Source organism: Methylobacterium aquaticum, from assembly GCF_016804325.1.
Classification (GTDB): Bacteria; Pseudomonadota; Alphaproteobacteria; order Rhizobiales; family Beijerinckiaceae; genus Methylobacterium; species Methylobacterium aquaticum_C.
This window is the reverse complement of record NZ_CP043627.1, coordinates 1,920,289-1,945,277: the sequence shown is the minus strand read 5'-3', so window position 1 is coordinate 1,945,277 and position 24,989 is coordinate 1,920,289. Positions and strand designations below refer to the sequence as shown.

Sequence of the window (24,989 nt, the reverse complement as noted above, 5' to 3'; positions counted from 1 at the left end):
GGTCGGCGAGACGCCCCATCCCGCCGGCCCCTGGTCACAGGCGCGGCGATGGCGCTAGGTTGGGGCTCCGCACGCCCGGAGCCCCCGATGCCGGACACCGAGACCCTTCCCGACCTCGTCGGCACCGTCCCGGAGACGGTCGTCCGCCCGGCGATCCATCTCGACCATTGCGTCATCCACGTCTCGGACTGGGAGCGCTCCACCGCCTTCTACCGCGACGTCCTCGGCGCGGAGGTCATCCCGGTCGGGCAGGGCTTCGCCTACCGCTTCGGCGGCGTGCAGCTGAACTGCCACGGCCCGGGCCAGATCGGCGAGCCCCGCGCCCGGATCCCGGTAGCCCCCGGCAACAGCGACCTGTGTTTCCGCTGGCACGGCCCGATCGAGGAGGCGATCGTCCATCTGGAGCGGCATGGGGTGCCGGTGGAGCTCGGCCCGGTGCCGCGGCATGGGGCCGTCGGCGAGGGCATCAGCGTCTACTTCCGGGATCCGGACGGGTCGCTGATGGAGTTCATCACCTATCCGGTGTCGTGAGCAGGCTCGTCACGCCGAGTCGCCTTGCCGAGCCCCTTTTGCCAAGTCCCTTTTGCCGAGCCCCTTGCCGAACCCGGACCGCAGGTCGCCGCCGCGCGGCTAGCGATCGGCCTTCCGCGTCGAGACCCGGCCGCCGTTCAGCCGGCGCAGGGAGACCTGCAGCCGGGCCTCCGAGGCCTTGATCTCGTTCAGGGCATGGTGGGTGTAGTGGATATGCGCCTCGGCGGCGTCGCCCGCCTCCTCGACCTTGCCCGCCATCACGCTCTCGTAGATCGCCCGGTGCTGGGCGCGGAGCTGGTCGCGGGTTTCCGGGCGTGAGAACAGGAGCTCGCGGTTCTCGATCACGCCCTGGCGGAGCATGCCGGACAGGGCGCGCATCGTGTGCAGCACGACGAGGTTGTGGCTCGCCTCGTAGACCGCGATGTGCAGGTCGACATCCGCATCGGCCTCCTGGCGCTGCACGCCGCCCTCGTGGGCGCGGTCGATGCGCTCCATGCAGGCGGTGAGCCGCTCGCGGTCGACGTCGTTCGCGCGCTCGGCGGCGAGGCGCGCCGCCATGCGCTCGGTCGTCGCCCGGAATTCCAGGTAGTCGTCCACGACCTCCGCGTGGGAGGCGATGAGCGCGATCAGCGGATCGGTGATCTCGCGGCCGAGGGAGGCGACCGAGCGGCCGGCCGGCGTCGAGACGATGAGACCCTCGTCCTCCAGGATCTTGATGCCCTGGCGCAGGGTCGGGCGCGACACGTTGAGTTGCACCGCCAGATCGCGCTCCGGCAGCAGGAGGTCGCCCGGGCTGAGGGCGCCTTCGAGGATCAGATCCTTGAGGTGGCGGGCCGTGCTCTCGGCGACGCTCCCACCCTTGATCGGCTCCGGCTCCATCCCCTGCTCCCACTCGCCGGCTCCAACGCGCCGCCGGCCTCCGGACTGTAACGCGGGCAAGCGCCATGTCCAGTTGACGTGCATGGTAAAATCATTTTACCAATGCCTCGCCATCGGCTCATAGGACAAGCCAAGGCTTCGACGCGGATCGGTGAGAGCGGCCTCCGGCCCCTGCGCGTACGCCACGCGCACAGGGGTGACGATGGAGGCTGCCCGGTCGCCGCGCGGATTGAAAACCTGCAACGGGAGGACGACGTCGTGAGCTGGAACCAAGTCTACGATCCGCTGGGGAGCGCGCTCTGGTCGACGGCGCTCGCCGCCCTGCCGATCGTCGTGCTGCTCGGCGGCATCGGCCTCCTGCACCTGAAGGCGCATGTCGCGGCGCTCCTCGGCCTCGTCGTGGCGCTCTGCGTGGCGGTGATCGGCTTCGGGATGCCGGCCCCGATGGCGGGCGCCACGGCGGTCTACGGCGCGGCCTTCGGCCTCCTGCCGATCGGCTGGATCATCCTGAACGTGATCTTCCTCTACCGGCTGACGGAGAAGACCGGGCAGTTCGACATCCTGCGGGACTCGATCGCCGGCATCACCCCGGACAAGCGGCTCCAGCTCCTGTTCATCGCCTTCTCGTTCGGCGCCTTCTTCGAGGGCGCGGCGGGCTTCGGCACGCCGGTGGCGGTGACGGCGGCGATGCTGATGGGCCTTGGCTTCACGCCGCTGGCGGCTGCCGGCCTCTCGCTCATCGCCAACACCGCGCCCGTTGCCTACGGTGCGCTCGGCGCCCCCGTCATCGCGCTCTCGGCCGTCACGGGCCTCGACCTGATCGAGCTCTCGGCGATGATCGGGCGGCAATTGCCGTTCTTCTCGCTCCTCGTGCCGTTCTGGCTGATCTGGGCGTTCGCCGGCCGCAAGGGCATGATCGAGGTGTGGCCGGCCCTGCTGGTGGCCGGCCTCTCCTTCGCGGTGCCGCAGTATCTCGTCTCCAACTTCCACGGCCCCTGGCTCGTGGACGTGGTCGCGGCGATCTGCTCGATGGCGGCGCTCGCGGGCTTCCTGCGGGTCTGGCGGCCCGCCCGCATCTGGACCGCGACCGACGTCGAGGCGCAGCCGGCCCAGGCGGTGGACCGCAAGACCCACCCCGCGGGCGCCGTGTTCCGCGCCTGGCTGCCCTGGCTCATCCTCTCGGTGTTCGTCTTCGCCTGGGGCACGCCGCAATTCCGCGCCTGGCTCGACTCGCTCTGGGTGTGGAAGATGCCGGTGCCCTACCTGCACAACCTCGTCGTCAAGATGCCGCCGGTCGTCGCCAAGGCCCATAGCGAGGCCGCGATCTACACCCTCAACCTGCTCTCGGCGACGGGCACCGGCATCCTGCTCTCGGCGATCGTCGGCGGCCTGATCCTCGGCTTCAACCCGGTGAGGCTGCTGCGGGAATACGGGCGCACCGCCTGGCTCGTGCGCTACTCGATGATCACCATCTCGGCGATGCTGGCGCTCGGCTACGTCACCAAGTACTCGGGCACCGACGCCACCCTCGGCCTCGCCTTCGCCCAGACGGGCTGGATCTACCCGTTCTTCGGGGCGATGCTGGGCTGGCTCGGCGTGGCGCTGACGGGATCGGACACCGCCTCGAACGTGCTGTTCGGCGGCCTCCAGAAGATCACCGCGGAGCAGCTCGGCCTGTCGCCGGTCCTGATGGCGGCCTCGAACTCCTCGGGCGGCGTCATGGGCAAGATGATCGACGCGCAGTCGATCGTGGTCGCCTCGACCGCGACGCAGTGGTATGGCGGCGAGGCGAAGATCCTGCGCTACGTCTTCTTCCACTCGATCGCGCTCGCCTGCCTCGTCGGCGTCCTGGTGATGCTGCAGGCCTACGTGCCGCCCTTCACCGCCATGGTGCCGCAGGCGGTGGGTCCGGCAATCGCCCATTGAGGACCATCGGGCCGGGGCGGCGATGATCCCCCCGGCCTTCTCCCCCGTTCGATTCCAGCGGCGCCGTGCGCCTGCGGAGCCCTCACGATGCGACTGACGAGCTGCCACAGCTTCCACGATTTCCGGCGCATGGCGAAGGCGCGCCTGCCCGGACCGATCTTCGACTACATCGACGGCGCCGCCGACGACGAGGTCACCTACCGGCGCAACACGACCGCCTTCGACCGCTGCGACCTGGTGCCGAACGTCCTGCGCGGCGTCGGCGAGATCGACATGTCCGTGACCGTGATGGGCCAGCGTCTCGCCATGCCGGTCTATTGCTCGCCGACCGCCCTGCAGCGGCTGTTCCACCACCAGGGCGAGCGCGCCGTCGCGGCGGCGGCCGGCAAGTACGGCACGATGTTCGGCGTGTCCTCGCTCGGGACCGTGAGCCTGGAGGAGGCCCGCCGGATCAGCGGCGGTCCCCAGGTCTACCAGTTCTACTTCCACAAGGACCGCGGCCTGAACCGCGCCATGATGGCCCGCGCCAAGGAGGCCGGCATCGAGGTGATGATGCTGACCGTCGACAGCATCACCGGCGGCAACCGCGAGCGCGACAAGCGGACCGGCTTCTCGATCCCGTTCCGGCTCACCCTCGGCGGCATGATGCAGTTCGCGCTCAAGCCCGCCTGGGGGATCAACTACGTCACCCACGAGAGCTTCAAGCTGCCCCAGCTCGACGGCCACGTCGACATGGGCGGCGGCGCGCTGTCGATCAGCCGCTACTTCACCGAGATGCTCGATCCCAGCCTGTCCTGGGACGACGTGGCGGCGATGGTGCGGGAATGGGGCGGCCAGTTCTGCCTGAAGGGCGTGATGTCGGTGGAGGATGCCAAGCGCGCGGTCGAGATCGGCTGCACCGGCATCATCCTGTCGAACCATGGCGGCCGTCAGCTCGACGGCTCGCGCACGGCCTTCGACCAGCTCGCCGAGATCGTCGATGCGGTGGGCGACCGGATCGACGTGATCATGGATGGCGGGGTGCAACGCGGCACGCACGTGCTCAAGGCGTTGTCGCTCGGCGCGAAGGCCGTCGGCCTCGGCCGCTACTACTTGTTCCCCCTCGCCGCGGCGGGCCAGGCCGGGGTCGAGCGGGCGCTCGGCCTGATGCGGACCGAAATCGAGCGGGACATGCGCCTGATGGGGTGTTCCTCCGTCGACCAGCTGACGCGGAGCAATTTGCGGTTTTCGTGAATGGGCAAACTGATCTCTTCGATCGTCGAGGAGAGCCTGCCCGATTTTGAGCGCGCGATCCCCTCTCCCGAGTGGGAGAGGGGTAGGGGTGAGGGTGTGACGCCTCCGTATGACGCTGAAACCGTTGAGCTGCGCAGCTCAACGTTCGGCGAATTATCCTGAACCCGCGCCACCCTCACCCCTGTCCCCTCTCCCACACGGGAGAGGGGGACCCGCGCCAGAACAAAAACCGCCATCGATATCTGCAAAAGGCCAATATAATTACCGCCTCGTTTCCGTTGAGGAACCGCGGAGACGGCAAAGGACTTCCGGAAGTCGTATCACAACCCCGACACCAGATGCCCGCCATCCACCGGCAGCGTCACCCCGGTCATCCACCCCGACGCGTCGCCGGCCAGCAGCAGGAACGCCCCGTCCAGGTCCTCCGGCCGGCCGAGACGCCGCATCGGGATGCGCTTGAGCATCGCCTGGCCGGGGGGCGTCTCGAAGAAGTCGCGGTTGATGTCGGTGCCGATATAGCCCGGCGCCAGCGCGTTGACCCGGATGCCGTAGCGGGCCCATTCGAGGCCGAGCGCCTGGGTCATCTGCACCACGCCGGCCTTCGACACCGTGTAGGGCCCGACCCCGCCGGCGACCCTGAGGCCCAGGATCGACGCGACGTTGACGATGACGCCGCCGCGGCCGGCCTCGCGCCAGGCCCGGGCCGCACTGGTGGAGACCGCCCAGACCCCGCGCAGGTTGGTGTCGATCACCCGGTCGAAGGTCGCGATGTCGACGTCGATCGCCGCCCCGCCCTCGGCGATGCCGGCATTGTTGACCACCACGTCCGGCAGGGCGTGCAGGCCGGCGAAGGCGGCCGTCACCGAATCCGGATCGGCGACGTCGAGGGCGACGGCGTGGGCCTCGGGGGCGCCGGCGGCCGCCAGATCGCGCACCAGCGCGTCGAGCTTCTCCTTGCGCCGGGCCGCCACCGTGACCGAGGCGCCGCAGGCCGCGCAGAGGCGGGCGAAGTGGTCGCCGAGGCCGCTCGACGCACCCGTGACGAGGACGTGGCGGCCCTTCAGGCCGGCGGCGAGATCCATGGCGTGTCCCCCGTGTCGTCGGGCGCGCCTCGTGTCGGGCCCGCCTCGTTGAATGATATGGGTGTCAGCCCGTCCGCATCCGGGCGAGCTGCTGGTTGGTCATCTCGAGGCGGTGGGCGAGCTCGCGCATCACCGCGATGGCGATCTGCGGGAACTGGCTCAGCAATTCGAGGAAGACCCGCCGGTCGATGCGGAGCGCCGTCGTCGGCACCGCCGCGGTCACGGTGGCGGAGCGGGGCTGGTCGGCCAGGATGCCCATCTCGCCGACCAGCGCGTTGGCGCCCAGCAGCGCCAGCTGGATCGGCCCCTGCGGCCCGTCGAGGGTCACGGCGGCCTCGCCCTCCAGGATGAGGTAGGCGGCATCCGCCGCGTCGCCCCGGTCGAAGAAGCGCTGGCCGTCGGCGAAATGCACCCGCTCGCTGGTGAAGGCGAGCAGCTTCAGGCGGGCCGGATCCACCTCGCGGAACATCGGCACTTGGCGCAGCGACTGCACCTCGGTCTCAAGCGTCATGCCTTCACATCCTGCTCGACGCGCGCCGGTTCCGGCCCCGTCTCGTCCTCGGCGCGACCCGAGACTGCCGCAGCCGGCGCCGCAGCGCCAGCCCCCGCCGTCGTCTCTTCGGGGGACGCTTCGCCGCCCTGAGGAATCTCCGGTGCTTTGTCCGGCGCTTTGTCGGGTCCCTGGATCTGCGTGCCGGCGGCCCGCAGCACCCATTCGAACCGGTCGGCGACGCGGTCGTTCGGCAGCACCACCACGAGGCTGTTCTCGCGGCCGAACCGTTCCAGCAGCAGGCCCAGCACCGTGCGGGCGCGGTTCTCGCCCATCGGCGACAGTGCGCCGTCGAGGACGAGCAGGTCCGGCCGGCGGATCAGGGCCCGCACCAGGCTCACCACCGCGCGCTGGACGCTCGACAGGAAGCGCCCCTCCGGTCCGACCTGGTGGTCGAGCCCGACCCGGGTGATGGCGGGAGCAAGCTGCATCTCCTGGATGAGGGCGGTACCGGTCTTCGTCACGGTCTCGACGGCGTCGGCGACGGACTGGTTGACGCGGCCGAACAGGAGGTTGTCGCGCAACGGCGCCGCCGGGCAGACCCGGTCGGGATCGTAGAAATCGACGCCCCCCATCTCGGCCTCGTCGAGGGCGGTGCGCAACTCGGCCCGCGCCTCCACCAGCCGCTCGCGAAACGCGTCGTCGACGAGGCCGAGGCGGTGGCGGGGCTCGATATAGGCGAGCGGCAGGGCCATGAGCCGGGTCGCGTCGGCCGAGCCGTAGCGGCCGAGCCCGATCCAGCGCCGCCGGATCCGGTTGAGCGCGCCGCCGCCATGGCGCTCGGCGGAGGCTTCCGTGGCGGTGCGGCGGGCGAGGATCGCCTCGTATTCCGGCAGTTCGTCGGCGGAGAGGAACGAGAACTGCTCGAAGAGCGGATGCCCGCTCGGCAGGCCGCGGAAGATCTCCAGCATGGTCGCGGCGATGCGCTCGCCCATGGTGACGAGGTCGTCGGCGAGCCCGGTCCGGTCGAGGACGAGGCGCACCACCGCATGCTCGGCCAGCGCCCGGCCGGTCAGCGCCGTGGTGGTCGGCACGCCGAACAGCAGGTTCTCGGCCACCGTCGCCTGGCGGTTGTAGCGGACGGGGTCGAACGGCTCGACGAGGTGGGCGTGTCCTTCCGCCGCCAGGCGCTCGCGGAAGGCGATCCGGGCCTCGATCAGCCGGGCGGCGAGATCCGGGTGGCGCTCGGGATCGACCTGGCCGAGGAGGCCGAAGCGGTAGACCTCCTCGCCCATGCCGATGCGGGTGAGCCAGTCGAGGATCAGGGCGTCGAGGGCGGCGGCATCCGCGACGCCGGCCTGCCCGTAATCGGTCCAGTCGGCCGGGAACGGCTCGACCGGGTTGCCGGTGCGGCGGGCCTCGGCCAGCGCCTTCGCATCCATGGCGGCGGCCTCGGGCGGGCGCCGGTTGAGCCCGTAGACGATGTTGTCGCGCAACGAGCCCGGAAACAGGATCGGGTCGACACCGGCATAGGCGATGCGCCGGGTGAGCGCCGCGCCGGACCAGTCGGCGAGGTCGCGGTCGTTCAGGGTGAGGCGTCCCGCGGTCGGCACCGTGCGCCGCGCCAGCACCCGCGCGAAGGTCGAGGCCGCGGGGCCGCCGTCGCTGACGATGCCGACGATCGCCGGCAGGGACAGGGACAGGGAGACGGTGGCGAGAACCGGCCCGTGCGGCTCCTGGACGCCGACGCCCTCGGCGGCGAGGCGCCCGCACAGGGTCTCGTCGCGGCCGGGCGCGTCGAGCCCGAGGAGGCGCTCGGGCAGGAATTGCTGCAGGACCTGCTCGTACTTCACCTGCACGTCGAGGCGCTGCTGGTCCCAGTCGATCAGTTCTTTCAGCGGCGGCGGCAGGTCGCGGTAGGCGGCGATCACCGCCACCAGCTGGCCGATGCTGAGCTGGCCCTTGAGCGCGAAGTAGCCGCCGATGCAGTAGAACAGGAACGGCGTCATCTGGGCGAGCAGGTTGTTCAGGAACTTGACCATGAACTTGCGCCGGTAGATGCGCAGGCGCAGGTCGAACAACCCGCCGAGGCGGTGGCCGATCTCGGCCCGCTCCCAGGCCTCGGCGCCGTTGGAATGCACCGCCGCGATGCCGTCCACCACCTCGCCGACCCGGCCGGCGAGGCGGCGCGAGGCGAGCTGGCGCTGCCGCCCGAGGCGCAGCAGCTCGCGCCGCAGGCGCGGGATCACCACGAACTGCACCCCCACCACCCCGGCGGCCATCAGCCCGAGCCAGACGTTCTGGAGCAGGATGAACGCCATCGCGGTGGCGGCCTGGGTGCCGAGGAAGGCCGGCAGGATGTAGGCGTCGCCGATGAAGCCGCCGATCGGCTCGACCTCGTCGCGGATGATGGTGGCGACCTCGGAGGCCTTGGTGTGGCGCAGGGCCTCCGGCGAGAAGCGCATGATCAGCGAAAACAGCTGGTAGCGCAGGCGCCGCAGCATCCGCTCGCCGAGCGCCCCCTTGGCCACGTTGATCCAGTACTTGAAGGCGCCGTTGATCAGCACCAGCAGCAGGAACATCGAGGAGAGGCCGAACAGCAGCTCGAACCGGTCGACGTCGAAGCCGTCGAACAGCGCGACGTCGTGGCCGAACCAGTCCGGCATCTGCAGGCGCAGCACCAGGAACTTGGCGGTCTCGTTGCCCTTCTCGAAGGCGTGGCCCTGGATCGCCTCGTTGACGATGCGTCGCGGCAGGTCGAGGGAGGCGAAGTAGAGCGGCAGCGATGCCAGCACGACGGCGCAGATCAGGATCTGGTCGCGCTTCGAATGCCGCCAGATGTAGCGGAACAGGCTGCGGTCGAGGCCGCCCGAGGCATCGGAAGCCTCCGGATCGTTGCCGGAGCGGGCCGCCTCCGCCCTGTCCTCCCCGCGCGCGACATCCCCGCGCGCGACGGCCCGACCTTCACCCGCCGCCGGAGGCGCACCGCCCACCCGCTCCGCCGTTCCCGCCCCGCCGCTCATGGTGGTCCGCCGCCTCTAGAATCCCGCCCGGATCCCGTCCGCCTGTGTAGAGGGCGGGAGCGGGACTGGAAACCGCCGCCGGACCGGCACGCCCCGGCCGACTTCGTTTTAATCCCGGCGGGGATAGTCCTTGCGGGTGGTCAGGCCGCCGACCGGCTCGTCGCCGAACTGGCGGTTCGGCTGGGGCGAGTCGCCCGGCTCCTCGGTCGTGGTCGGGTGCGGGCTGCCCTCCTCGGCGGGCATCGGCGGCGGCGCGGCGCAGTTCGGGGCCGGCGCGGTCTCGGGATGCGCGGCGGCCTCCCGGCTCACCATGGTCTTGTTGGTCATCGTGTGCTCCGAGAACGAAGGTGCGGCAGGCGGCCGCAGGCCGCGCCGCTGCTGGGTTCGGGGCGAACGCCGCCCCTCCGGCCCGGTTCCACGGCGATCCGGCCGAGCGTCGGCGCGGCGAGAGCGTCGATCCAAGTCACCGACGCAAGTCACCAATCCAAGTCACCGGCGCGACGCGACGTCGCGACAGCCCAGCCTGTACTGCCCCGAATCGGGACCTTCAGTGAGCCGGCCCGCATGCGTGGCAGGAACCATCATTTGCGCTGAAGGTTGTCCGGACTGAGAACCCCGCCAAGGAGGCAAACATGGCAACCGGAAATTCGACCTCGAAGCGCGGCTTCGCGTCCATGGATCTGGAGCGGCAGCGCGAGATCGCCAGCAAGGGCGGCCGCAGCGTGCCGGCCGAGAAGCGCTCCTTCTCGCAGGATCGCGAACTGGCCTCGTCGGCCGGCCGCAAGGGCGGGCAGGCTTCGGGCAGCGGCCGCGCTACCGACGAGTGAAGGCGGATCCCGTTGGGCCGGACGTGACCGGCGGACGGACGAACGGCGTGAATGGGGCCGCCCCGCGGCTTCCCACTCCACGGACCGGTTGAGACCCGCGCTCATGCGCCGGAGGGAGCCCGCCTCACCTCCGGCGCATCAGCATGGGCCGTGACGAAGGTCCCGAACGATCCCGTGTCGAATGTCGCGATTTCGGACGCGACGAAGCACCCAGGGCGCCGCCGCGCCCGGGGTGCTTTCGTTCGAGCCCTCTCGTCAGGCCGCGAGGGGCCGCGCCGTGACCACCAGGTTGCGCCGCGCCAGGGCCGGGCAGACCACGTCGTCGACCGGCCGCATGGCGATGACGCCGGCGAGCAGGCTGGCGAGCCGATCGATGTCGGGCTCGACCTGACCGTCGCAATGCACCCGCTCCGGGGCCGGGGGCTGAGGCGTGGGCACCTCGTCGTCGCGCAGATCGATCATGGCGGGGATCCGGTTGCTGTCGTGACGGGCGCGGCGCTCAGAGCGTCGCGACGGCGGCCGCGGGGAGGCCCGCCGGCAGGACGTCGCCGGCATCGGCGAGGCAGCGGCTCGGCAGCAGGCGTCGGGCCTCGTGGCCGGCGAGCCCGCTGATCGCGCCCTCGCAGCCCTCCGGCATCCGCCGCACGGCCTGGCCGGCAGGGGCCGGATCGCGCTGCGCCACCGGGGTGCCGGTGCGCTCGCGCACGGTGACGTGGGGGATCGCGGTGTCGCGGGCGACCAGGGTCGTGTTGCGGGTGGCGTCGGCCTGGTAGACGATGTCTCCGGCGGCGTTGCGCAGGGTGACCTTGGCGGCGCCGAGCCCAGTGATCTCGACCGCCACCGGAACCTGCGCCGTCGCGGCCGGCCGCACCGGCGCGAGACGATCGCCCTTGATCGCCGCCTGCTCGACGGCCGGACGGGCGACCGCCCCGACGGAATGCTCGATCAGCGGCTGTCCGACCAGGGCGAGGACAGCGGCCGGAACCGTAACACCGAAGAAGAAGTGCGGGCGGAGCATACGCGTGGCCCTCGGGGCGAAGCTTGAGAATGCTTCCTTAACGCGGGGCCGCCGCAAGTAGTTCCCGCAGGCGTGCCTGGACGGGACAGTTCATGGTGCGAATGCGATGGACCCCTTCAACCGATCGTTAACCGGGCGGGGCGCGGGGGCCACGGCAGGCGAGCGCAGCAATTTCGCCACAGGCAATAAAAAAGCAGCGCCGATGGCGGCCCTCGGAACCTTTTCGAGGGGATTCCCGTTGATATGGCAACCCGGCCACCTGGTCCTCCCCGCATTCCCCTTGTGCATTGGCCGGAAACTTTTCCAACGGGCCGGATCCTGATCCGGCCCGTTCTTTCGTATTGGGGATGGATTTTTCGGGGCGGCCAAGTCTAGGCAAAGCATGGGCGGCGCGCGTCCGGTGTCGCCGTCCACCCCTGTGTGCGGTGATGCCGCCCCTGCCTTCGAGCGTGCGGCCCTCGCCTGTCGGCCAAGGAGCCAATCGGGGGAGGACGCGGCAAAGACCTCTCCCGCCCTTGCGGGGGGAAAAGGAAATCCGCGCGTTCCTTTCCCCGGATAGCCCCGAGGGAAAGAGTCCGAAACGCCCCGGCCGAGCCCTCAGAACGACGAAGCCCCGGCACCCGCCTGCCGGCGGGCCCAGGGCTTCGTTCCGGATCGCGCGAGGTGCGATCCGTAAGGCGCGTCAGGCGCTCGCGCGGGCCTCGCGGCGGCGGGCGCTCTGCTGGAAGAACAGCGCCTGGCTGATCACCGCCGAGACGTTGGCGGGCTGGAACGGCTTGGCGATGAGGAAGGCCGGCTCGGGCCGCTCGCCGGTGAGGAAGCGCTCCGGATAGGCGGTGATGAAGATCACCGGCACCTCGAACGACTTCAGGAGGTCGTTCACCGCGTCGAGGCCCGACGAGCCGTCGGCGAGCTGGATGTCGGCGAGGATCAGGCCGGGGCGCTTGCTGGAGGCGAGCTTGACCGCCTCGGTCCGCGTCCGGGCGACGCCGGTGACGTTGTGGCCCAGGCCCTCCACCAGGGCCTCGAGATCCATGGCGATCAGCGGCTCGTCCTCGATGATGAGGATCTCGGTCGCCATGTCGGCGGCGAGCTCGCGGCCGGCCTCGTCGACGAGGTCGCGGACCTCGGAGACGTCGACGCCCAGGATGGTGGCGGCATCCTCCTCGGAGAAACCTTCGAGGCAGGAGAGCAGGAAGGCCTGGCGCGGCAGCGGGGTGATCTGGCCGAGCCGCACCTCGGCCGGCAGGTCGTGCTGGGCCTGCTCGGTCTGGCCGTTGACGGAGAGCGAGTTCCAGATCCGGGTGAAGACGCGGAACAGGTCGGCCTTGACGTTCGTGCTGCGCCCGAGGGTCTCGGGCTCGTTCACCAGCGTCTCGAGCGTCGCGGCCACGTAGGCATCGCCGGCCACCTGGCTGCCCGTGAGGGCGCGCGCATAGCGGCGCAGGTAGGGCAGGTGCTGCACCACGAGTTGTGCTGTCGACATTCAGGTCCCCTTGGGTGTTGCCGTTTGACGCGCATTGGCCCTCACGCCTCAACGCCGTGAGGCCGCATTCGTTCCGGAGAGCTGCGGAACTGATTCCTCCGGCGCGCGTTGTCGCCGCAGCGCGACCCGGCATACCGGGCGCCATGGCATCGCCCTGTCCACGTGTCCAGGACGGGCGAAGGGGAATGGCATGATCGAAGGCAAGGGGATGCAGGGCCCGCGGACGCCCCATGAGGATGATCCTGCGGCAGGGCCCGAGCAGCCCGCCCTCGACCGCAACGTGCAGGGGCGCATCGGCTCGCACCTGCGTGCCATGTATGACGAACTGATGCAGCAGCCTATTCCCGACCGCTTCATCGACCTCATCGCCGAACTCGAGCGCAGTTCCGGTCAGCCCAACCCGCCGGACACGCCGCCCTCGGAGTCGTGATCGTTCCGCTGCTGCGATCCGTCCTCTGGAAGCAAGAACGCCGCCCCTCGCGAGGAGGGACGGCGCGGAGCGTCACCGGTCGGGCGCGTCAGAGCGTCGGCGAGCGGCCCCGCATCAGGCCGACCACGGCCGAGATGGCGAAGAGCACGACGGCGACGAAGAAGATGAGCTTGGCGGCCTCGACCGCGGTCCCGGCGATGCCGCCGAATCCGAACAGCGCGGCCACCAGGGCGACGACCAGGAATGTGACAGCCCAACCCAGCATGGCGAGACCCTCTCTTGTCTGATTCTCTCGGCCCGCGGCCGATCATGGGCAGACAACGTCAAGCATGACCTTGGGTTCCGCTTTGTCGCAGGTAGCGCAAACGAACGCGACACCCCACATTGGAGGAGGTCGGGGGACGGACGGGCGGAACTCCGGTTTCGCGCCATACGTTCTCACTGGCGTCTGGATGGAGGCTTGATGATGATCCGTTCCAATGCCCTGCGTGCCGGCTTCGCGCTGCTCGCCCTGCTGGTGGCGGGTCTTCTGACGGCCTCGCCGATGGTGGTGACAGGAATTCTCACGGCGATCGGGCTCGCGGGCGCCATCGCGCTTGCCGGAGCGCGGGCGCAGCAGGCACCGGCCCTGGTGCCGGTGCGGGTGCGCGACCGCCGGCGGCGCTGAGCCGCCCTCCCCTGCCGGTCCCGTCCGGGACCGGACCTTTTCGCGCGGGCCCGGATCGAGCCCGCTCATCGTCGATCGCGAACAGCCCGTGTTCCGCTCTCCAGCGGAACGCGGGCTGTTCGCATATCCGATGTCCGAGGCTCTTTACGCCTCAGCGCTGCCGCTGCAATTCGCGCTCCCGGTGCCGCAGGCGCAGCAGCAGGTCGACCTGGTCGAGGGGGATGGGCTCACCGTCCACCGTACGCTCGTAGAGCGAGCGCAACGTCTGCCCGAGCCGATGCTGCGCCTCGACGCAGATGGCCGGCAGGATCTGGTCCTGAACGGTCTCCCGGGACGCACTCACTTCCTGATTCATGGACCACTGGCCCCGCACCGTCGCACGGGTCCGAGGGAAAGGACGACCCGTGCCGAGACGAAACACTCTCGCGGGATATGGTAAAGAAAACGTTAAATTTTTTCTTTGTTCACCATGTCGGGCGGACTGACGGCCGGCGCGCGAATCATCCCTGTAGCTTAACCGTACAGCAACATCCGTCGAGGGCGGTTACGCCTTGGGGTGCCGCCGCGCTCAGGCTTCCGCCGCCTGGAGCAGCCGGGCCGCGGCGGCCCGGGCCTCCTCGGTCACCGTGGCGCCGGCGAGCATGCGGGCGATCTCCTCCTGGCGCGGCATCGCCGCCAGCGGCTTCACCCGGGTGGCGACCCGGTCCGAGCCCTTCACCGCCTCCTTGGCGATGAGGAAATGCGTGGAAGCGCGGGCGGCGACCTGCGGCGCATGGGTGACCGCCACGGTCTGGACCCGGGCCGAGAGCCGGGCGAGGCGGGCGCCGATCGCATCCGCCACCGCGCCGCCGACGCCGGTATCGATCTCGTCGAAGATCAGCGTCGGGGCCGAGCCCTTGTCGGCCAGCACCACCTTGAGGGCGAGCATGAAGCGCGACAACTCGCCGCCGGACGCCACCTTCATCATCGGGCCGGGCCGGGTGCCCGGATTGGTCTGGGCCCAGAACTCGACCCGGTCGAGGCCGGCCGGATCGCGGGCCTCCGGATCGGTGGCGATCTCGGTGATGAAGCGGGCACGCTCCAGCTTCAGCGGCGGCAGCTCGGCCTGCACCGCCTTGTCGAGGGCGGAGGCCGCCTTGCGCCGGCCCTTGCTCAAGGAGTCCGCCTTCTCGAGATAGACCGCGTCGGCGCTCGCGAGATCGGCCTCGAGCCGGCCGAGCGCCTCCTCGCCGGCATCGATCACCGCGACGTCGCCCTCGTAGCGCTCGCGCAAAGCCGCGAGGTCGTCGACGGCGACGTTGTACTTTCGGGCAGCGGCCCGCAGGCCGAACAGGCGCTCCTCGACCCGCTCCAGTTCGCGCGGGTCGAACTCCGCCGCCTGGAGCGCATCCTCCAGGCTGGTGCGGACCTCGTCGAGAGCGACGAGTGCGTTGTCGAGGGCGGCGATGCTCGGCTCGACCAGGCCCGGCGCCAGGGCCGCCCGCCGTTCGAGCTTGCGGAGCGCCGCCGAGAGATGGGCGGTGGGCGAGCCCTGGCCGGCGACGGCGTCGAGGGCCTCGTTCAGTTCGCGGGCGACCTTCTCGCCCTGCTGCATCGCGGTGCGGCGCTCGGCGAGTTCGGTCTCCTCGCCGGCTTTGGGATCGAGGGCGGCGAGTTCCTCGACGGCGTGGCGCAGGAAGTCGACCTCCTTGCGGGCGGCCTCGACCCGGGCGCGGTGCTCGCCGAGCGCGGTGCGGGCCTTGCGCACCCGGCGCGCGGCCTCGGCCACCGCGGCCTGGCGGCTCCCCAGCCCCCCGAAGGCGTCGAGGATCGCCCGGTGGGTGGTGGAATCCGACAGGGCCCGGTCGTCGTGCTGGCCGTGGATCTCGACCAGCGCCGCCCCGATGGCCCGCAGCACCTGCACGCCGACCGGCTGGTCGTTGACGAAGGCGCGGGTGCGCCCGTCCGCGACCTGGACCCGGCGCAGGATCAGGTCGCCCTCGGTATCGATGTCGGAGGAGGCCGCGAGCACGCGGGCCGGATGGTCGGCGGGCACGTCGAACACCGCCGTGACCTGGCCTTGCGCCTCGCCCTGGCGCACCAGGCGGCCGTCGCCGCGGCCGCCGAGCGCCAGCGTGAAGGCATCGAGGAGGATCGACTTGCCGGCGCCGGTCTCCCCGGTCAGGACGCTCAGGCCTTCGCGAAAGTTCAGCTCGAGCTTATCGATCAGGACGATGTCGCGGATCGCGAGCTGAACCAGCATGCCACCCTTGCCGGGACGTGGTGAGGGAAATCGGGCGGGTATCTACAGCCGAACGGGCCGCGGCGCGAGTGCGCGCCACGGCCGCATGTCCGGGTTTGCGCCGCGAGGCTCTTACTGCGCCTCGGCGGTGCGCGTGTCCATCCCGATCACGCCGCGGAAGGCCTTGCTGATCCAGGAACCCTTCTCCTCGCGCGGCTGGAGGCCGCCGCTCTGGAGCAGGTTGTAGGCGTCCTTGTACCAGGGCGAGTCGGGGAAGTTGTGGCCGAGCACCGCCGCGGCGGTCTGCGCCTCGCCGGTGATGCCGAGCGCCATGTAGGCCTCGGCCAGGCGCTCCAGGGCCTCCTCGACGTGGCGGGTCGTCTGGTACTTGCTCACCACGTCGCGGAAGCGGTTGATCGCCGCCGGGAAGTTGCGCCGCTCCAGGTAGTAGCGGCCGATATCCATCTCCTTGCCGGCGAGCTGGTCGCGGGTGATCTGGATCTTGGCCTTGGCGTCGGCGGAATATTCCGAGGTCGGGTACTTCTGCACCAGCTCGGTGAGCGCCACGAGGGCCTTCTCGGAGCGGTCCTGGTCGCGGGTGACGTCCGGGATCTGCTTGTAGTGCGACATCGCCAGCAGGTACTGGGCGTAGGCCGCGTCCTTCGAGCCCGGGTGGCGCTGCAGGTAGCGCTTCGAGGCGGTGATCGCGTCCTCGTAGCGGCCGCCCTCGTAGTTCGAGTAGGCGGTCATCAGCACCGCCTTCCGCGACCAGTCGGAATAGGCGTATTGCTTGTCGAGGTCGTCGAACTTCTTCGTCGCGCCCTCGTAGTCGCGGTCCTCGAGCTTGGCGAGGCCCTGGCTGTAGAGCTTGTTCGGCGGGACGTCGGGGACGACCTCGGTCTTGTACTTCTCGTTCGCGAACGGGTTGATCGAGTCGATCGCGTCGCAACCGGCAAGCCCCAGGCCGCACGCCGCGAGCAGCACGGTCCGCAGAACGGTCACCTTCGCGTCGCGAAGCGGGTGGGCGAACGGCATTTGGGTCCTTCCCCAAGCAGGCGGCGTTTGTGCGGCCGCTGATCCACGAGCCCCTTAGCCCAGGCCGGCGCACCGCGCCAAGCCCGTCACGGCCACCGCGCGGGAGCGGGGGACCGTCGGTCAGGAACCTCTTAACCCTGTGGGGCGAATGGGGCGCCAAGACGGCGCGCGGTGGTCGAGGTTCCGTGACTCGCCGCGGCGCGGCGACGAAATCGACAGGATGTGGCCCCGCCGCAACGCGGGGCGGGTCACGCCCTCAGAGTTCCGGGGCGTAGACGGCGGCGCCGAGGCCGACGCCGAACTCGGCGAAGACCGGCTCGCGGCGGGCGGGCGCCCCCTCGACGATGGCGTAGTTGGCCCGGTCGGCGAAGAGCTCGCCGAGGACCGCCACGTTGAGGCCGTGGCCGCCGCAGAACGACTGGTAGGCGCCGAGGATCGGCAGGCCGGCCAGCGCCAGGTCGCCGACCGCGTCGAGGATCTTGTGGCGGACGAACTCGTCCGGGTAACGCAGGCCTTCCGGGTTGACCACGCCGCCGTCGCCGACCGCGACGGTGTTCTCCAGCGAGGCGCCGAGGGCGAAGCCGGCCTTCCAGTAGCGCTCGACGTCGCGCATCATCCCGAAGGTACGGGCGCGGGCGATCTCGCGGCGGTAGGCGGCGGGGGTGAGGGTCAGCGCCTTGCGGCTGCGGCCGATCACCGGGCTCTCGAAGTCGATCTCGACGTCGAGGTGGAAGCCGCGCTCGAACGGGCGCAGCTCGGAATAGGCGCGGCCCTTCTCGGTCCGGACGGTCTTGAGCACCTTGATGAAGCGGCGGGGCGTGCCGCAGGAGGTGGTGCCGACCGCCTCGATCGCCGCCACGAAGGGGGCGGCGCTGCCGTCGAGGATCGGCATCTCGGGCCCGTCGATCTCGACGAGGCAATTGTCGATGCCGAGCCCGTAGAGGGCCGACATCAGGTGCTCGATGGTGGCGACCGCACCGGCCTCGCGGTTGCCGATGACGGTGCAGAGCTCGGTGGCGCTGACCTGGGCGAACTGGGCCTGGATCAGGCGGTCGCGGCCATTCGCGAGGCCGGTGCGCAGGAAGGCGATGCCGTGATTCGCCTCCGCGGGATGGAGCGTGATCGAGACGGGGTTCCCGGAGTGTACGCCGATGCCCGAAAGGCCTGCGGCGGAGCGTAGGGTCGTTTGCTGACTTGTTTTCATTACCTCAGCCCTCGGCCGCGACTCACCATCGTGTCCTGTTGCCAGGCTCACGTTTCGAGGCGATCCGTCCGTTGCTTGAAGCCCCTGTGGGTGTCGGTGCCGGCGGTTCCGCTCGGCCTTCGCCCTTGTGCGTAGGACAGCTATAGTCGCGCTCGAAAGCACGGCCAAATCACGGATTCTTACGATCTGTAACAGTCCGGCGGACCTGCTCCGGCCGCGAAAAACCGTGCTGCATCAAAAGCTTGAAGAACGCGTAAACCCCGAGGCCGGGGGGCCTCGGGGTGTGTCTTTTGGGCGGCACCGAGCGCCTTGCGTGGCGGGATCGTGGCATACGCCACCATCCCGCCGTCTCCGCCCAAAGGCGAAGGCGGCGAGCGGGGCTCCCGGCTCAGTTCGCCTGGCGGCGCAGGAAGGCCGGGATCTCGAGCTGGTCGTCGTCCATGCGGTTGCCGGCCGGCACCGTCCGGCCCTGCGGGTCGAGGTTGCCCTGCGCCGGGCGGTAGCCCTGGGGCTGCGCCTGGTAGCCGCCCTGCGGGGCGTATTGCGGCGCGGGGCGCGGGGCGGGCTGGTGCTGCGCCGGAGCCTGATGCACCGGGGCCTGCGGCATCGGCCGCGGCGCGGGCTGCGGGGCGTGCATCATCGGGGCCTGGGCCGACGGCGCCTGAACCGGAGCCGGGTGGGCGGCCTCGTCCTCGCGCCGGCCGCCGAAGCCGACGGTGGCGAGGCGGCGCAGCAGCGAGGTGCGCTTGGCGTCCGGGGTCACCTGCTGCACCGGCTCCTCGCCGCGGCTGGCGCGGATCTGGTTCTGGGCCGGCATCGGCAGGTCCTGGACCCGGGGCATGCGCGGCGCGCGCACCACCGCCGGGGACGGCGGGATGAACGGGCCGGAGGCCATCGGCATCTGCGGCTCGGGGGCCGGCGCCGGGGCCGGCTCGTAGACGGGCGCCTGGCGCGGCTGGGCCGGGGTGATCTGGACCTCGTCGCGCAGCAGGCTGGCGGCCTGGTGGGCGGCGGACAGGTCCATCCGGGCCGGCTCGGGGGCGACGGTCTGGGTGTGCATCGGAGCATGCATCATCGGGGCGTGCGCCACCGGCTCCGGTGCCGGGGCCCGCGCTACCGGGGCCTCGGCGGGACGAAAGGAGGCGGTGGAGGGGGGCGCCGCCGGGGCGGCGGCCCGGCCCGGGCCTCGGCGCGCAGGCGCTCGGCGACCTCGGCGATGCGCTGCTCGGTCTGGGCGATCTCCGGCGAGCCGATCGCGTTGGCGTTGATCAGCGCCGGCTCGATGCCGGTGGCGACGACCGAGACCCGGATGATGCCGTCGAGGCTCTCGTCGAAGGTGGCGCCCAGGATGATGTTGGCGTCGGAATCGACCTCCTCGCGGATGCGGGTGGCGGCCTCGTCGAGCTCGTAGAGGGTCAGGTCGTTGCCGCCGGTGATCGAGATCAGCAGGCCGCGGGCGCCCTTCATCGAGACGTCGTCGAGGAGCGGGTTGGCGATCGCGGCCTCCGCGGCGCGGTTGGCGCGCTTCTCGCCGGACGCCTCGCCGGTGCCCATCATCGCCTTGCCCATGCCGCGCATGATCGCCCGCACGTCGGCGAAGTCGAGGTTGATGAGACCCTCCTTCACCATCAGGTCGGTGATGCAGGCGACGCCCGAATAGAGCACCTGGTCGGCCATCGCGAAGGCGTCGGCGAAGGTGGTCTTCTCGTTGGCGACCCGGAACAGGTTCTGGTTCGGGATCACGATCAGGGTGTCGACGGCCTGCTGCAGCTCGTTGATGCCCGACTCGGCGGTGCGCATGCGGCGCACGCCCTCGAACTGGAACGGCTTGGTGACGACGCCGACCGTCAGGATGCCCATGTCGCGGGCGGTGCGGGCGATGACCGGAGCCGCGCCGGTGCCGGTGCCGCCGCCCATGCCGGCGGTGATGAAGCACATGTGGGCGCCCGAGAGCTGATCGCGGATCTCGTCGATCACCTCCTCGGCGGCGGCGCGGCCGACATCGGGCTGCGAGCCGGCGCCGAGCCCCTGCGTCACCCCGATGCCCATCTGGATCACGCGCTCGGCCTTCGAGGAGGTCAGCGCCTGAGCGTCGGTGTTGGCGACCACGAACTCGCAGCCGAGGAGGCCCGACTCGATCATGTTGTTGACGGCGTTGCCGCCGGCGCCGCCGACGCCGAACACGGTGATGCGGGGCTTCAGTTCGCGGATGTCCGGAGCTTGCAGGGAGATGGCCATGATGCGCGAGCCTCTGATGATCGTTACGTTTCTGGTGGCGCCTTGGACGGCGCCGTTTGCCGTCCCGCCTCTCCGGCCCGGCCCGTTTCCGGGGCCCGCGCCGGGAGGCGATCCCGTTAGAAGCTCTCCGCGAACCAGCGTCCGAACTTGGAGAGGTAGCTGTTGGAGACGAGGCCGGTGCGGCCGGACTGGCCGCGCGGCTCGAAATGCTCGACGTGGGAGACCTGGGGATAGACCAGGAGCCCCACGGCGGCCGAGAAGGCCGGCCCCTTGGCGGCCTCGGGCAGCCCCTTGATCCCGAGCGGCCGGCCGATCCGGACCTGGCCCTGCAGGATGCGGCGGGCGACCTCCGGCAGGCCGACGAGCTGGCTCGCGCCCCCCGTCAGCACCACCCGGCGCCCGGCCTGGGCGGCGAAGCCCGCGTTGCGCAGGCGGTCGCGCACCAGTTCCAGCACCTCCTCGACCCGCGGGCGGATGATCCGCACGAGGTGCGACTTGGGGATGTGGTGCGGCAGGTCGCGCTCGTCCTCGTCGACGCCGTGGACCGCGATCATGTCGCGCTCGTCGGACGCCGTCGCCATGGCGGCGCCGTAGAGGGTCTTGAGCCGCTCGGCCGCCGCCACCCGGGTCGAGAGGCCGCGGGCGATGTCCATGGTGACGTGGTGGCCGCCCACCGCCAGCGCGTCGCAATGGACGAGGTGGCCGCCGGAGAAGACCCCGACGCTCGTCGTGCCGCCGCCCATGTCGACGACCGCCACGCCCATCTCGGCCTCGTCGTCGACCAGCGCCGAGAGGCCCGAGGCGTAGGGGGTGGCGATCACCGCCTCGACCCGCAGGTGGGTGTTCTCCACCGCCAGCATCAGGTTGCGGGCGGCGGCGATCTCGGCGGTGACGACGTGCAGGTCGACGCCGAGGCGCTCGCCGAGCATGCCCGACGGATCGACCACCGCGCTCTGCTGGTCGAGGGAGTAGCCGGTCGGCAGGGCGTGCAGCACCGCGCGCCCCGGGCTGATGCTGTGGGTGCTCGCCGCCTCCAGCACCCGCTGCACGTCCGCGCCGGTGACGGCGCCGGTGCGCACCGGGACCTTGGCGTCGAAATGCTGTGAGCCGAGGCGACCGCCCGACAGGCTGACGATGACCGACTGCACCTCGACCCGGGCCATCCGCTCGGCAGCGTGGACCGCCTGGCGGATCGCGGTCTCGGCCGCCTCGAGATCGACGACGGCGCCGCCCTTGAGGCCGCCGGAGCGCTGGTGGCCGATGCCGATGATGCGGGCGAGATGGGTACGGCCGCGTAAGGTGGACAGCGTCTCGACCGGCTGCAGCTCGGCGACGAGGCAGACGACCTTGCTGGTGCCGATGTCGAGCACCGACAGGGTCGCGCTGCGGCGCGCCGAGAGCGGCTTTAAGCGCGGCGTGAGACCGTGCTGGAGGAGACTCATGACGCGACGCTCACCGGGGAGGACAAGGGGATCGGGGGGCTTGAGGAGCCGGGGTAACCGGCGGGCGTCACGTCTCGCGCGCGGGTCATGTCTCGGTTCCCTTCGGTTTCTTGGACTTCTTCTGGGCCTCCAGGCGCGCCGCCGCGCCCTCCTCGGTCAGCCGCACCACCACCCGGTCGGGTAGCCGCAGGTCGACCGCGATGATGTCCTTCTCGAGCAGGCTCGACTCGGCCTCGAGTTTGACGAGGCGGGCCACCGCGTCGCGGGCGCCGGCCTCGGGCAGGCGGATGTCGATGCCGTCGAGCTTGAGGGTCCAGCGCCGGCCGGACACCAGGGTGCCGGCCCGGATGCGGTCCTTGAGCGGGCCCGCCGCCTCGAGGAGCGCCAGGTATTCCTTGGTGCGGGTGTTCGCCTCGTCGCCCACCACCAGCGGCAGGTTGGCGAAGCGGCCGTCGCGCATCTGGTCGATCACCGTGCCGTCGGCGGCAATCACGGCGATCTCGCCGTTGCGCTGCCACAGGGCGCTCGGCTCGCGCTCGGTCAGCGTGATCAGGAGCTCGCGCGGGTAGATCTTGCGGACCGACACCGCGCCGATCAGCGGCACGCTCGACAGGCGGTCGCGCACGTCGACCACGCTGAGGAAGGGCAGCGAGTTGCGCTGGTCGATGCCGGCGGCCTTCAGGATCTCGGCCGAGTGCAGCTGCACCAGCCCCGAGATCGTGACCTTGTCGAGGCCGAAGCCGAGCGCGCGGGCGGCCATGTCGAAGGGGGTGCCGTAGCGGGCCGAGACCTCGGCATAGCCGCCGCCGGACACGAAGCCCGCCCCCGCGACGAGGCCGAAGAACCCGAAGGCCAGGCCCATCCCGAGATGGCGCGGCATCCGCCGCTCGATCGGCACCGCCACCGAGGCGCGGCGCGGGCGCAGGAACCGCGGCAGGACGCGGGCCAGCAGCGATTCGCCGAGGCGCGGGTCACCGACGCGCGCATCGCGCGAGGGAGCGCTCCAGGCCGGCGCCGCCCCGGGAGGGGGAGCGGGCATGCCGGCCTCCGCGCCGGCATAGCCGGCGGCGGTCAGCGGCTCAGGGAAGCGTCCACCACCATCCATGGGGCGAGTTCACCGAAAACGATACCCGACACGGGCTGCGATCTCCGGCGCGGGGGCGCTTGGGTGGTCCGGGGTTCGCGTACCGGCCCGCCGCACCACCGTCATACCGGGCATCGGAGCCGGCATGGCGTCGTCGCGAGGGGTCGGCACGGCTTACGCCCGGCATCCAAGTGCTTGATGCGCCGTTAACCCCGACTGTCGAACTCGCTGGTAAATATCCGGTAAAATTTTCGGCTCCCGCACAGGGATCGTTGACGCTCAGTGGCCCCCGTCGCCGGCGTGCCACGCCCCGGCGGCGGGTCGGAGGCGGGCCTGTCCGGCCCCGGGCCTGAACCGGGAAACGCTGCTCCTCCAGTGACTTACAGGTCGGGGCGCGGGATGTTCGCGCCAGTCGGAGAGCGGTCCGGCCGGGGGTGGAGCGCCCCCGGCCGCGGGCGACTGGGACGGCGCGAATGGTTACCGCCCCAACCTCGCGAGGGCCTCACCCCCCGTGATTCGCGAATCAGCGCGCGGCGACGCCGATGCGCTTGATCTCCCAGTGCAGGTCGATGCCGGAGGTCTCGCGGACCCGCGCCCGCACCTCCTCGCCCAGGCCCTCGATGTCGGCGGCGGTGGCGCCGCCGCGGTTGATCAGGAAGTTGCAGTGCATCTCCGAGACCTGCGCGCCGCCCCGGGTCAGGCCGCGGCAGCCGGCCGCATCGACGAGCTGCCAGGCCTTGCCCCCGTCCGGGTTCTTGAAGGTCGAGCCGCCGGTGCGCTCGCGGATCGGCTGCGCCGCCTCGCGGGCCGCCGTGACCCGATCCATCTCGGCCTCGATGGCCGCCCGGTCGCCGGGCCTTCCGCGATAGGTCGCCTGGGTGAAGATCAGGTCGGCGGGCGCCGAGCAGTGGCGGTAGGCGAAGCCCATCTCGGCGTGGGAGAGGACGTGCAGGGTGCCCGAGCGGTCGACGGCCCGGGCCTCGACCAGCACGTCGGTGGTCTCGCCGCCATGCGCGCCGGCATTCATCCTGAGCGCGCCGCCGATCGAGCCCGGGATGCCGCGATAGAAGGCGAGCCCGTCGAGCCCGGCCTCGGCCGCCGCGCGGGCGAGCTTCATGTCGGGGACCGCCGTGCCGGCCCGGATCGTCTCGCCCTCGATCGCAATCGACCCGAAGGCCTTGCCGCCGAGGCGGATGACCAGCCCCGGCACGCCGCCGTCGCGCACGATCAGGTTCGAGCCGAGCCCGATCACCGTCACGGGCACGTCGGCCGGCAGGGCCGAGAGGGCGGCGGCGAGGTCGTCCTCGTCGGCGGGGTGAACAGCACGTCGGCCGGCCCCCCGACCCGGAACCAGGTCAGGTCGGCGAGCGGATGATCGGGCAGGAGGCGGCCGCGTAAAGAGGCGGGCTCCAGGGCGGCGAGGATGGCGGCGGTGGTCATGATTCGGTTCCGGCTCGACGCTGAGGGGCGGAGCGCTCTAGAGTTGACGCAAGGGCACAGGAAGGCCGGCGCAGTTGGCCAGGATCGTCGTCTACACCCGCAAGGCGGCCCGGGCGCTGGCCCGGATGCCGCCCGACACCGAGGCGCTGATCCGGGGAAAGCTCGATCAGGTCGCCCGGGATCCGGCGTCGCTCGCCAACAACATCCGGGCGATGAGGGGCGTACAGGGCTACCGGCTTCGGGTCGGGGACTGGCGCGCCCTCTTCACGAGCGAGGACGAGCGGATCATTGTGCATGATGTCGGGCCGCGCGGCTCGATCTACGAGTAGGGTACCGGGCATGACCATCGTCCGCACCAGGACGCCCTCCGGCGAGGCGATCGTGATCCTGCCGGAGGCCGAGTTCGAGCGGCTGCGCGACCTTGCCGAGGAGGCCGCGGATGCACGCAGCCTCTCAAGCTCCCTCGCGCGCCTGACGGCCGGCGAAGAGGAGCTTCTGAGCGCGGACGACCTCGCTTCTCTACGCGCCGCCCCGACCCCCCTCGCCTTCTGGCGCGGCAAGCGGGGCGTGAGCGCGACGGACCTTGCCCGGCAGGCGGGTGTACCGGCGGAACACCTGGGCGCGGTCGAGCGCGGGGAGAGCATCGGCGACGTCCAGCTCTACCGGCGTCTCGCCCGGGCGCTCGGGGTCGAGATCGAGGATCTCGTCCCGGACGCGCCCTGAGGGCGGAGGC

23 protein-coding genes and 2 pseudogenes are annotated in these 24,989 nt (G+C 71.0%); 8 read left to right on the top strand and 17 right to left on the bottom strand.

Annotation, left to right across the window (positions count from 1 at the left end; genetic code table 11):
• The first annotated feature begins 87 nt into the window (after positions 1–87).
• Positions 88–531 carry a VOC family protein gene (locus tag F1D61_RS08665; protein ID WP_203157510.1) on the top strand — a complete coding sequence of 148 codons (444 nt, stop codon included), beginning with the start codon at positions 88–90 and terminating at the stop codon, positions 529–531.
• Between the two features lie 99 nt (positions 532–630).
• Here the strand turns inward: F1D61_RS08665 and F1D61_RS08660 are convergent, their stop codons facing one another.
• Positions 631–1,410, bottom strand: coding sequence for an FCD domain-containing protein (locus tag F1D61_RS08660; RefSeq protein WP_203157509.1), 780 nt, complete (start codon positions 1,408–1,410; stop codon positions 631–633).
• 258 nt (positions 1,411–1,668) lie between these two features.
• Here F1D61_RS08660 and F1D61_RS08655 point away from each other — a divergent pair, with 258 nt between their 5' ends.
• Positions 1,669–3,336: an L-lactate permease gene (locus tag F1D61_RS08655; protein WP_203157508.1), complete on the top strand. Its 1,668-nt coding sequence runs from the start codon at positions 1,669–1,671 to the stop codon at positions 3,334–3,336.
• Between the two features lie 87 nt (positions 3,337–3,423).
• Positions 3,424–4,569 (top strand): alpha-hydroxy acid oxidase, encoded by a 1,146-nt coding sequence (locus F1D61_RS08650; RefSeq protein WP_203157507.1) that lies wholly within the window; start codon positions 3,424–3,426, stop codon positions 4,567–4,569.
• 320 nt (positions 4,570–4,889) lie between these two features.
• On the opposite strand, the gene F1D61_RS08645 is transcribed toward F1D61_RS08650, so the two are convergent.
• The 4 genes from F1D61_RS08645 to F1D61_RS08630 all read right to left on the bottom strand — a co-directional run bounded on the left by F1D61_RS08645 (position 4,890) and on the right by F1D61_RS08630 (position 9,491).
• Positions 4,890–5,651: an SDR family NAD(P)-dependent oxidoreductase gene (locus tag F1D61_RS08645; RefSeq protein WP_203157506.1), complete on the bottom strand. Its 762-nt coding sequence runs from the start codon at positions 5,649–5,651 to the stop codon at positions 4,890–4,892.
• Between the two features lie 64 nt (positions 5,652–5,715).
• Positions 5,716–6,162, bottom strand: a complete 447-nt coding sequence (locus tag F1D61_RS08640) for a Crp/Fnr family transcriptional regulator (RefSeq protein WP_203157505.1) — start codon at positions 6,160–6,162, stop codon at positions 5,716–5,718.
• Positions 6,159–9,164 (bottom strand): ABC transporter ATP-binding protein/permease, encoded by a 3,006-nt coding sequence (locus F1D61_RS08635; protein ID WP_203157504.1) that lies wholly within the window; start codon positions 9,162–9,164, stop codon positions 6,159–6,161. The genes F1D61_RS08640 and F1D61_RS08635 overlap by 4 nt, the downstream gene beginning before the upstream one ends.
• 108 nt (positions 9,165–9,272) lie before the next feature.
• Positions 9,273–9,491 (bottom strand): hypothetical protein, encoded by a 219-nt coding sequence (locus F1D61_RS08630; protein WP_203159402.1) that lies wholly within the window; start codon positions 9,489–9,491, stop codon positions 9,273–9,275.
• A 305-nt stretch (positions 9,492–9,796) separates the two neighbouring features.
• Between F1D61_RS08630 and F1D61_RS08625 the strand changes: the two genes are divergently transcribed.
• Positions 9,797–9,991 carry a general stress protein gene (locus F1D61_RS08625; RefSeq protein ID WP_048429096.1) on the top strand — a complete coding sequence of 65 codons (195 nt, stop codon included), beginning with the start codon at positions 9,797–9,799 and terminating at the stop codon, positions 9,989–9,991.
• Between the two features lie 255 nt (positions 9,992–10,246).
• On the opposite strand, the gene F1D61_RS08620 is transcribed toward F1D61_RS08625, so the two are convergent.
• The 3 genes from F1D61_RS08620 to F1D61_RS08605 form a co-directional block, all read right to left on the bottom strand.
• Entirely contained in the window at positions 10,247–10,453 is a 207-nt protein-coding gene (locus tag F1D61_RS08620) for a hypothetical protein (RefSeq protein WP_203157503.1), read from the bottom strand.
• Between the two features lie 37 nt (positions 10,454–10,490).
• Positions 10,491–11,009 (bottom strand): hypothetical protein, encoded by a 519-nt coding sequence (locus F1D61_RS08615; RefSeq protein WP_246775789.1) that lies wholly within the window; start codon positions 11,007–11,009, stop codon positions 10,491–10,493.
• A 682-nt stretch (positions 11,010–11,691) separates the two neighbouring features.
• Positions 11,692–12,495 (bottom strand): response regulator, encoded by an 804-nt coding sequence (locus F1D61_RS08605; protein ID WP_203157500.1) that lies wholly within the window; start codon positions 12,493–12,495, stop codon positions 11,692–11,694.
• A 190-nt stretch (positions 12,496–12,685) separates the two neighbouring features.
• Between F1D61_RS08605 and F1D61_RS08600 the strand changes: the two genes are divergently transcribed.
• Positions 12,686–12,925 carry a NepR family anti-sigma factor gene (locus F1D61_RS08600; RefSeq protein WP_203157499.1) on the top strand — a complete coding sequence of 80 codons (240 nt, stop codon included), beginning with the start codon at positions 12,686–12,688 and terminating at the stop codon, positions 12,923–12,925.
• Between the two features lie 88 nt (positions 12,926–13,013).
• Here the strand turns inward: F1D61_RS08600 and F1D61_RS08595 are convergent, their stop codons facing one another.
• Positions 13,014–13,190: a DUF1328 domain-containing protein gene (locus F1D61_RS08595; protein WP_048429091.1), complete on the bottom strand. Its 177-nt coding sequence runs from the start codon at positions 13,188–13,190 to the stop codon at positions 13,014–13,016.
• Positions 13,191–13,388: 198 nt separating this feature from the next.
• On the opposite strand from F1D61_RS08595, the gene F1D61_RS08590 reads away from it, so the two are divergent.
• Positions 13,389–13,592: a hypothetical protein gene (locus tag F1D61_RS08590; protein ID WP_203157498.1), complete on the top strand. Its 204-nt coding sequence runs from the start codon at positions 13,389–13,391 to the stop codon at positions 13,590–13,592.
• Between the two features lie 151 nt (positions 13,593–13,743).
• Here F1D61_RS08590 and F1D61_RS08585 read toward each other — a convergent pair whose 3' ends face one another.
• From F1D61_RS08585 to murB, 8 genes and pseudogenes are all read right to left on the bottom strand, one after another.
• Complete coding sequence (locus tag F1D61_RS08585) at positions 13,744–13,935, bottom strand: hypothetical protein (protein ID WP_246775788.1); 192 nt, start codon at positions 13,933–13,935, stop codon at positions 13,744–13,746.
• A gap of 225 nt (positions 13,936–14,160) precedes the next feature.
• A complete protein-coding gene (gene recN, locus F1D61_RS08580) occupies positions 14,161–15,834 on the bottom strand; it encodes a DNA repair protein RecN (protein ID WP_203157496.1) in 1,674 nt (557 codons plus the stop codon).
• A 111-nt stretch (positions 15,835–15,945) separates the two neighbouring features.
• On the bottom strand, positions 15,946–16,848 hold the full coding sequence (locus F1D61_RS08575) for an outer membrane protein assembly factor BamD (protein ID WP_203157495.1): 903 nt from the start codon (positions 16,846–16,848) through the stop codon (positions 15,946–15,948).
• A gap of 256 nt (positions 16,849–17,104) precedes the next feature.
• Complete coding sequence (lpxC, locus tag F1D61_RS08570; RefSeq protein WP_203157494.1) at positions 17,105–18,052, bottom strand: UDP-3-O-acyl-N-acetylglucosamine deacetylase; 948 nt, start codon at positions 18,050–18,052, stop codon at positions 17,105–17,107.
• Between the two features lie 388 nt (positions 18,053–18,440).
• Positions 18,441–20,290 (bottom strand): annotated as a pseudogene (gene ftsZ, locus F1D61_RS08565) (cell division protein FtsZ).
• A 116-nt stretch (positions 20,291–20,406) separates the two neighbouring features.
• Positions 20,407–21,732: a cell division protein FtsA gene (gene ftsA, locus F1D61_RS08560; protein ID WP_203157493.1), complete on the bottom strand. Its 1,326-nt coding sequence runs from the start codon at positions 21,730–21,732 to the stop codon at positions 20,407–20,409.
• A gap of 85 nt (positions 21,733–21,817) precedes the next feature.
• Positions 21,818–22,837 carry a cell division protein FtsQ/DivIB gene (locus tag F1D61_RS08555; RefSeq protein ID WP_203157492.1) on the bottom strand — a complete coding sequence of 340 codons (1,020 nt, stop codon included), beginning with the start codon at positions 22,835–22,837 and terminating at the stop codon, positions 21,818–21,820.
• Between the two features lie 502 nt (positions 22,838–23,339).
• Positions 23,340–24,256, bottom strand: a pseudogene (gene murB, locus F1D61_RS08550) (UDP-N-acetylmuramate dehydrogenase).
• Between the two features lie 74 nt (positions 24,257–24,330).
• On the opposite strand from murB, the gene F1D61_RS08545 reads away from it, so the two are divergent.
• Both F1D61_RS08545 and F1D61_RS08540 read left to right on the top strand, forming a co-directional pair.
• On the top strand, positions 24,331–24,585 hold the full coding sequence (locus F1D61_RS08545; protein WP_203157491.1) for a type II toxin-antitoxin system RelE family toxin: 255 nt from the start codon (positions 24,331–24,333) through the stop codon (positions 24,583–24,585).
• Positions 24,586–24,595: 10 nt separating this feature from the next.
• Complete coding sequence (locus F1D61_RS08540; RefSeq protein WP_203157490.1) at positions 24,596–24,979, top strand: helix-turn-helix transcriptional regulator; 384 nt, start codon at positions 24,596–24,598, stop codon at positions 24,977–24,979.
• Positions 24,980–24,989 lie beyond the last annotated feature (10 nt).

What these genes read in the sequence shown, in the direction of transcription:
- F1D61_RS08665 (WP_203157510.1), top strand. Translation starts at nt 88, where the DNA reads ATGCCGGACACCGAGACCCTTCCCGACCTCGTCGGCACCGTCCCGGAG.
- F1D61_RS08660 (WP_203157509.1), bottom strand. Translation starts at nt 1,410, where the DNA reads ATGGAGCCGGAGCCGATCAAGGGTGGGAGCGTCGCCGAGAGCACGGCC.
- F1D61_RS08650 (WP_203157507.1), top strand. Translation starts at nt 3,424, where the DNA reads ATGCGACTGACGAGCTGCCACAGCTTCCACGATTTCCGGCGCATGGCG.
- F1D61_RS08645 (WP_203157506.1), bottom strand. Translation starts at nt 5,651, where the DNA reads ATGGATCTCGCCGCCGGCCTGAAGGGCCGCCACGTCCTCGTCACGGGT.
- F1D61_RS08640 (WP_203157505.1), bottom strand. Translation starts at nt 6,162, where the DNA reads ATGACGCTTGAGACCGAGGTGCAGTCGCTGCGCCAAGTGCCGATGTTC.
- F1D61_RS08635 (WP_203157504.1), bottom strand. Translation starts at nt 9,164, where the DNA reads ATGAGCGGCGGGGCGGGAACGGCGGAGCGGGTGGGCGGTGCGCCTCCG.
- F1D61_RS08630 (WP_203159402.1), bottom strand. Translation starts at nt 9,491, where the DNA reads ATGACCAACAAGACCATGGTGAGCCGGGAGGCCGCCGCGCATCCCGAG.
- F1D61_RS08625 (WP_048429096.1), top strand. Translation starts at nt 9,797, where the DNA reads ATGGCAACCGGAAATTCGACCTCGAAGCGCGGCTTCGCGTCCATGGAT.
- F1D61_RS08620 (WP_203157503.1), bottom strand. Translation starts at nt 10,453, where the DNA reads ATGATCGATCTGCGCGACGACGAGGTGCCCACGCCTCAGCCCCCGGCC.
- F1D61_RS08615 (WP_246775789.1), bottom strand. Translation starts at nt 11,009, where the DNA reads ATGCTCCGCCCGCACTTCTTCTTCGGTGTTACGGTTCCGGCCGCTGTC.
- F1D61_RS08605 (WP_203157500.1), bottom strand. Translation starts at nt 12,495, where the DNA reads ATGTCGACAGCACAACTCGTGGTGCAGCACCTGCCCTACCTGCGCCGC.
- F1D61_RS08600 (WP_203157499.1), top strand. Translation starts at nt 12,686, where the DNA reads ATGATCGAAGGCAAGGGGATGCAGGGCCCGCGGACGCCCCATGAGGAT.
- F1D61_RS08595 (WP_048429091.1), bottom strand. Translation starts at nt 13,190, where the DNA reads ATGCTGGGTTGGGCTGTCACATTCCTGGTCGTCGCCCTGGTGGCCGCG.
- F1D61_RS08590 (WP_203157498.1), top strand. Translation starts at nt 13,389, where the DNA reads ATGATGATCCGTTCCAATGCCCTGCGTGCCGGCTTCGCGCTGCTCGCC.
- recN (WP_203157496.1), bottom strand. Translation starts at nt 15,834, where the DNA reads ATGCTGGTTCAGCTCGCGATCCGCGACATCGTCCTGATCGATAAGCTC.
- F1D61_RS08575 (WP_203157495.1), bottom strand. Translation starts at nt 16,848, where the DNA reads ATGCCGTTCGCCCACCCGCTTCGCGACGCGAAGGTGACCGTTCTGCGG.
- lpxC (WP_203157494.1), bottom strand. Translation starts at nt 18,052, where the DNA reads ATGAAAACAAGTCAGCAAACGACCCTACGCTCCGCCGCAGGCCTTTCG.
- ftsA (WP_203157493.1), bottom strand. Translation starts at nt 21,732, where the DNA reads ATGAGTCTCCTCCAGCACGGTCTCACGCCGCGCTTAAAGCCGCTCTCG.
- F1D61_RS08555 (WP_203157492.1), bottom strand. Translation starts at nt 22,837, where the DNA reads ATGGATGGTGGTGGACGCTTCCCTGAGCCGCTGACCGCCGCCGGCTAT.
- F1D61_RS08540 (WP_203157490.1), top strand. Translation starts at nt 24,596, where the DNA reads ATGACCATCGTCCGCACCAGGACGCCCTCCGGCGAGGCGATCGTGATC.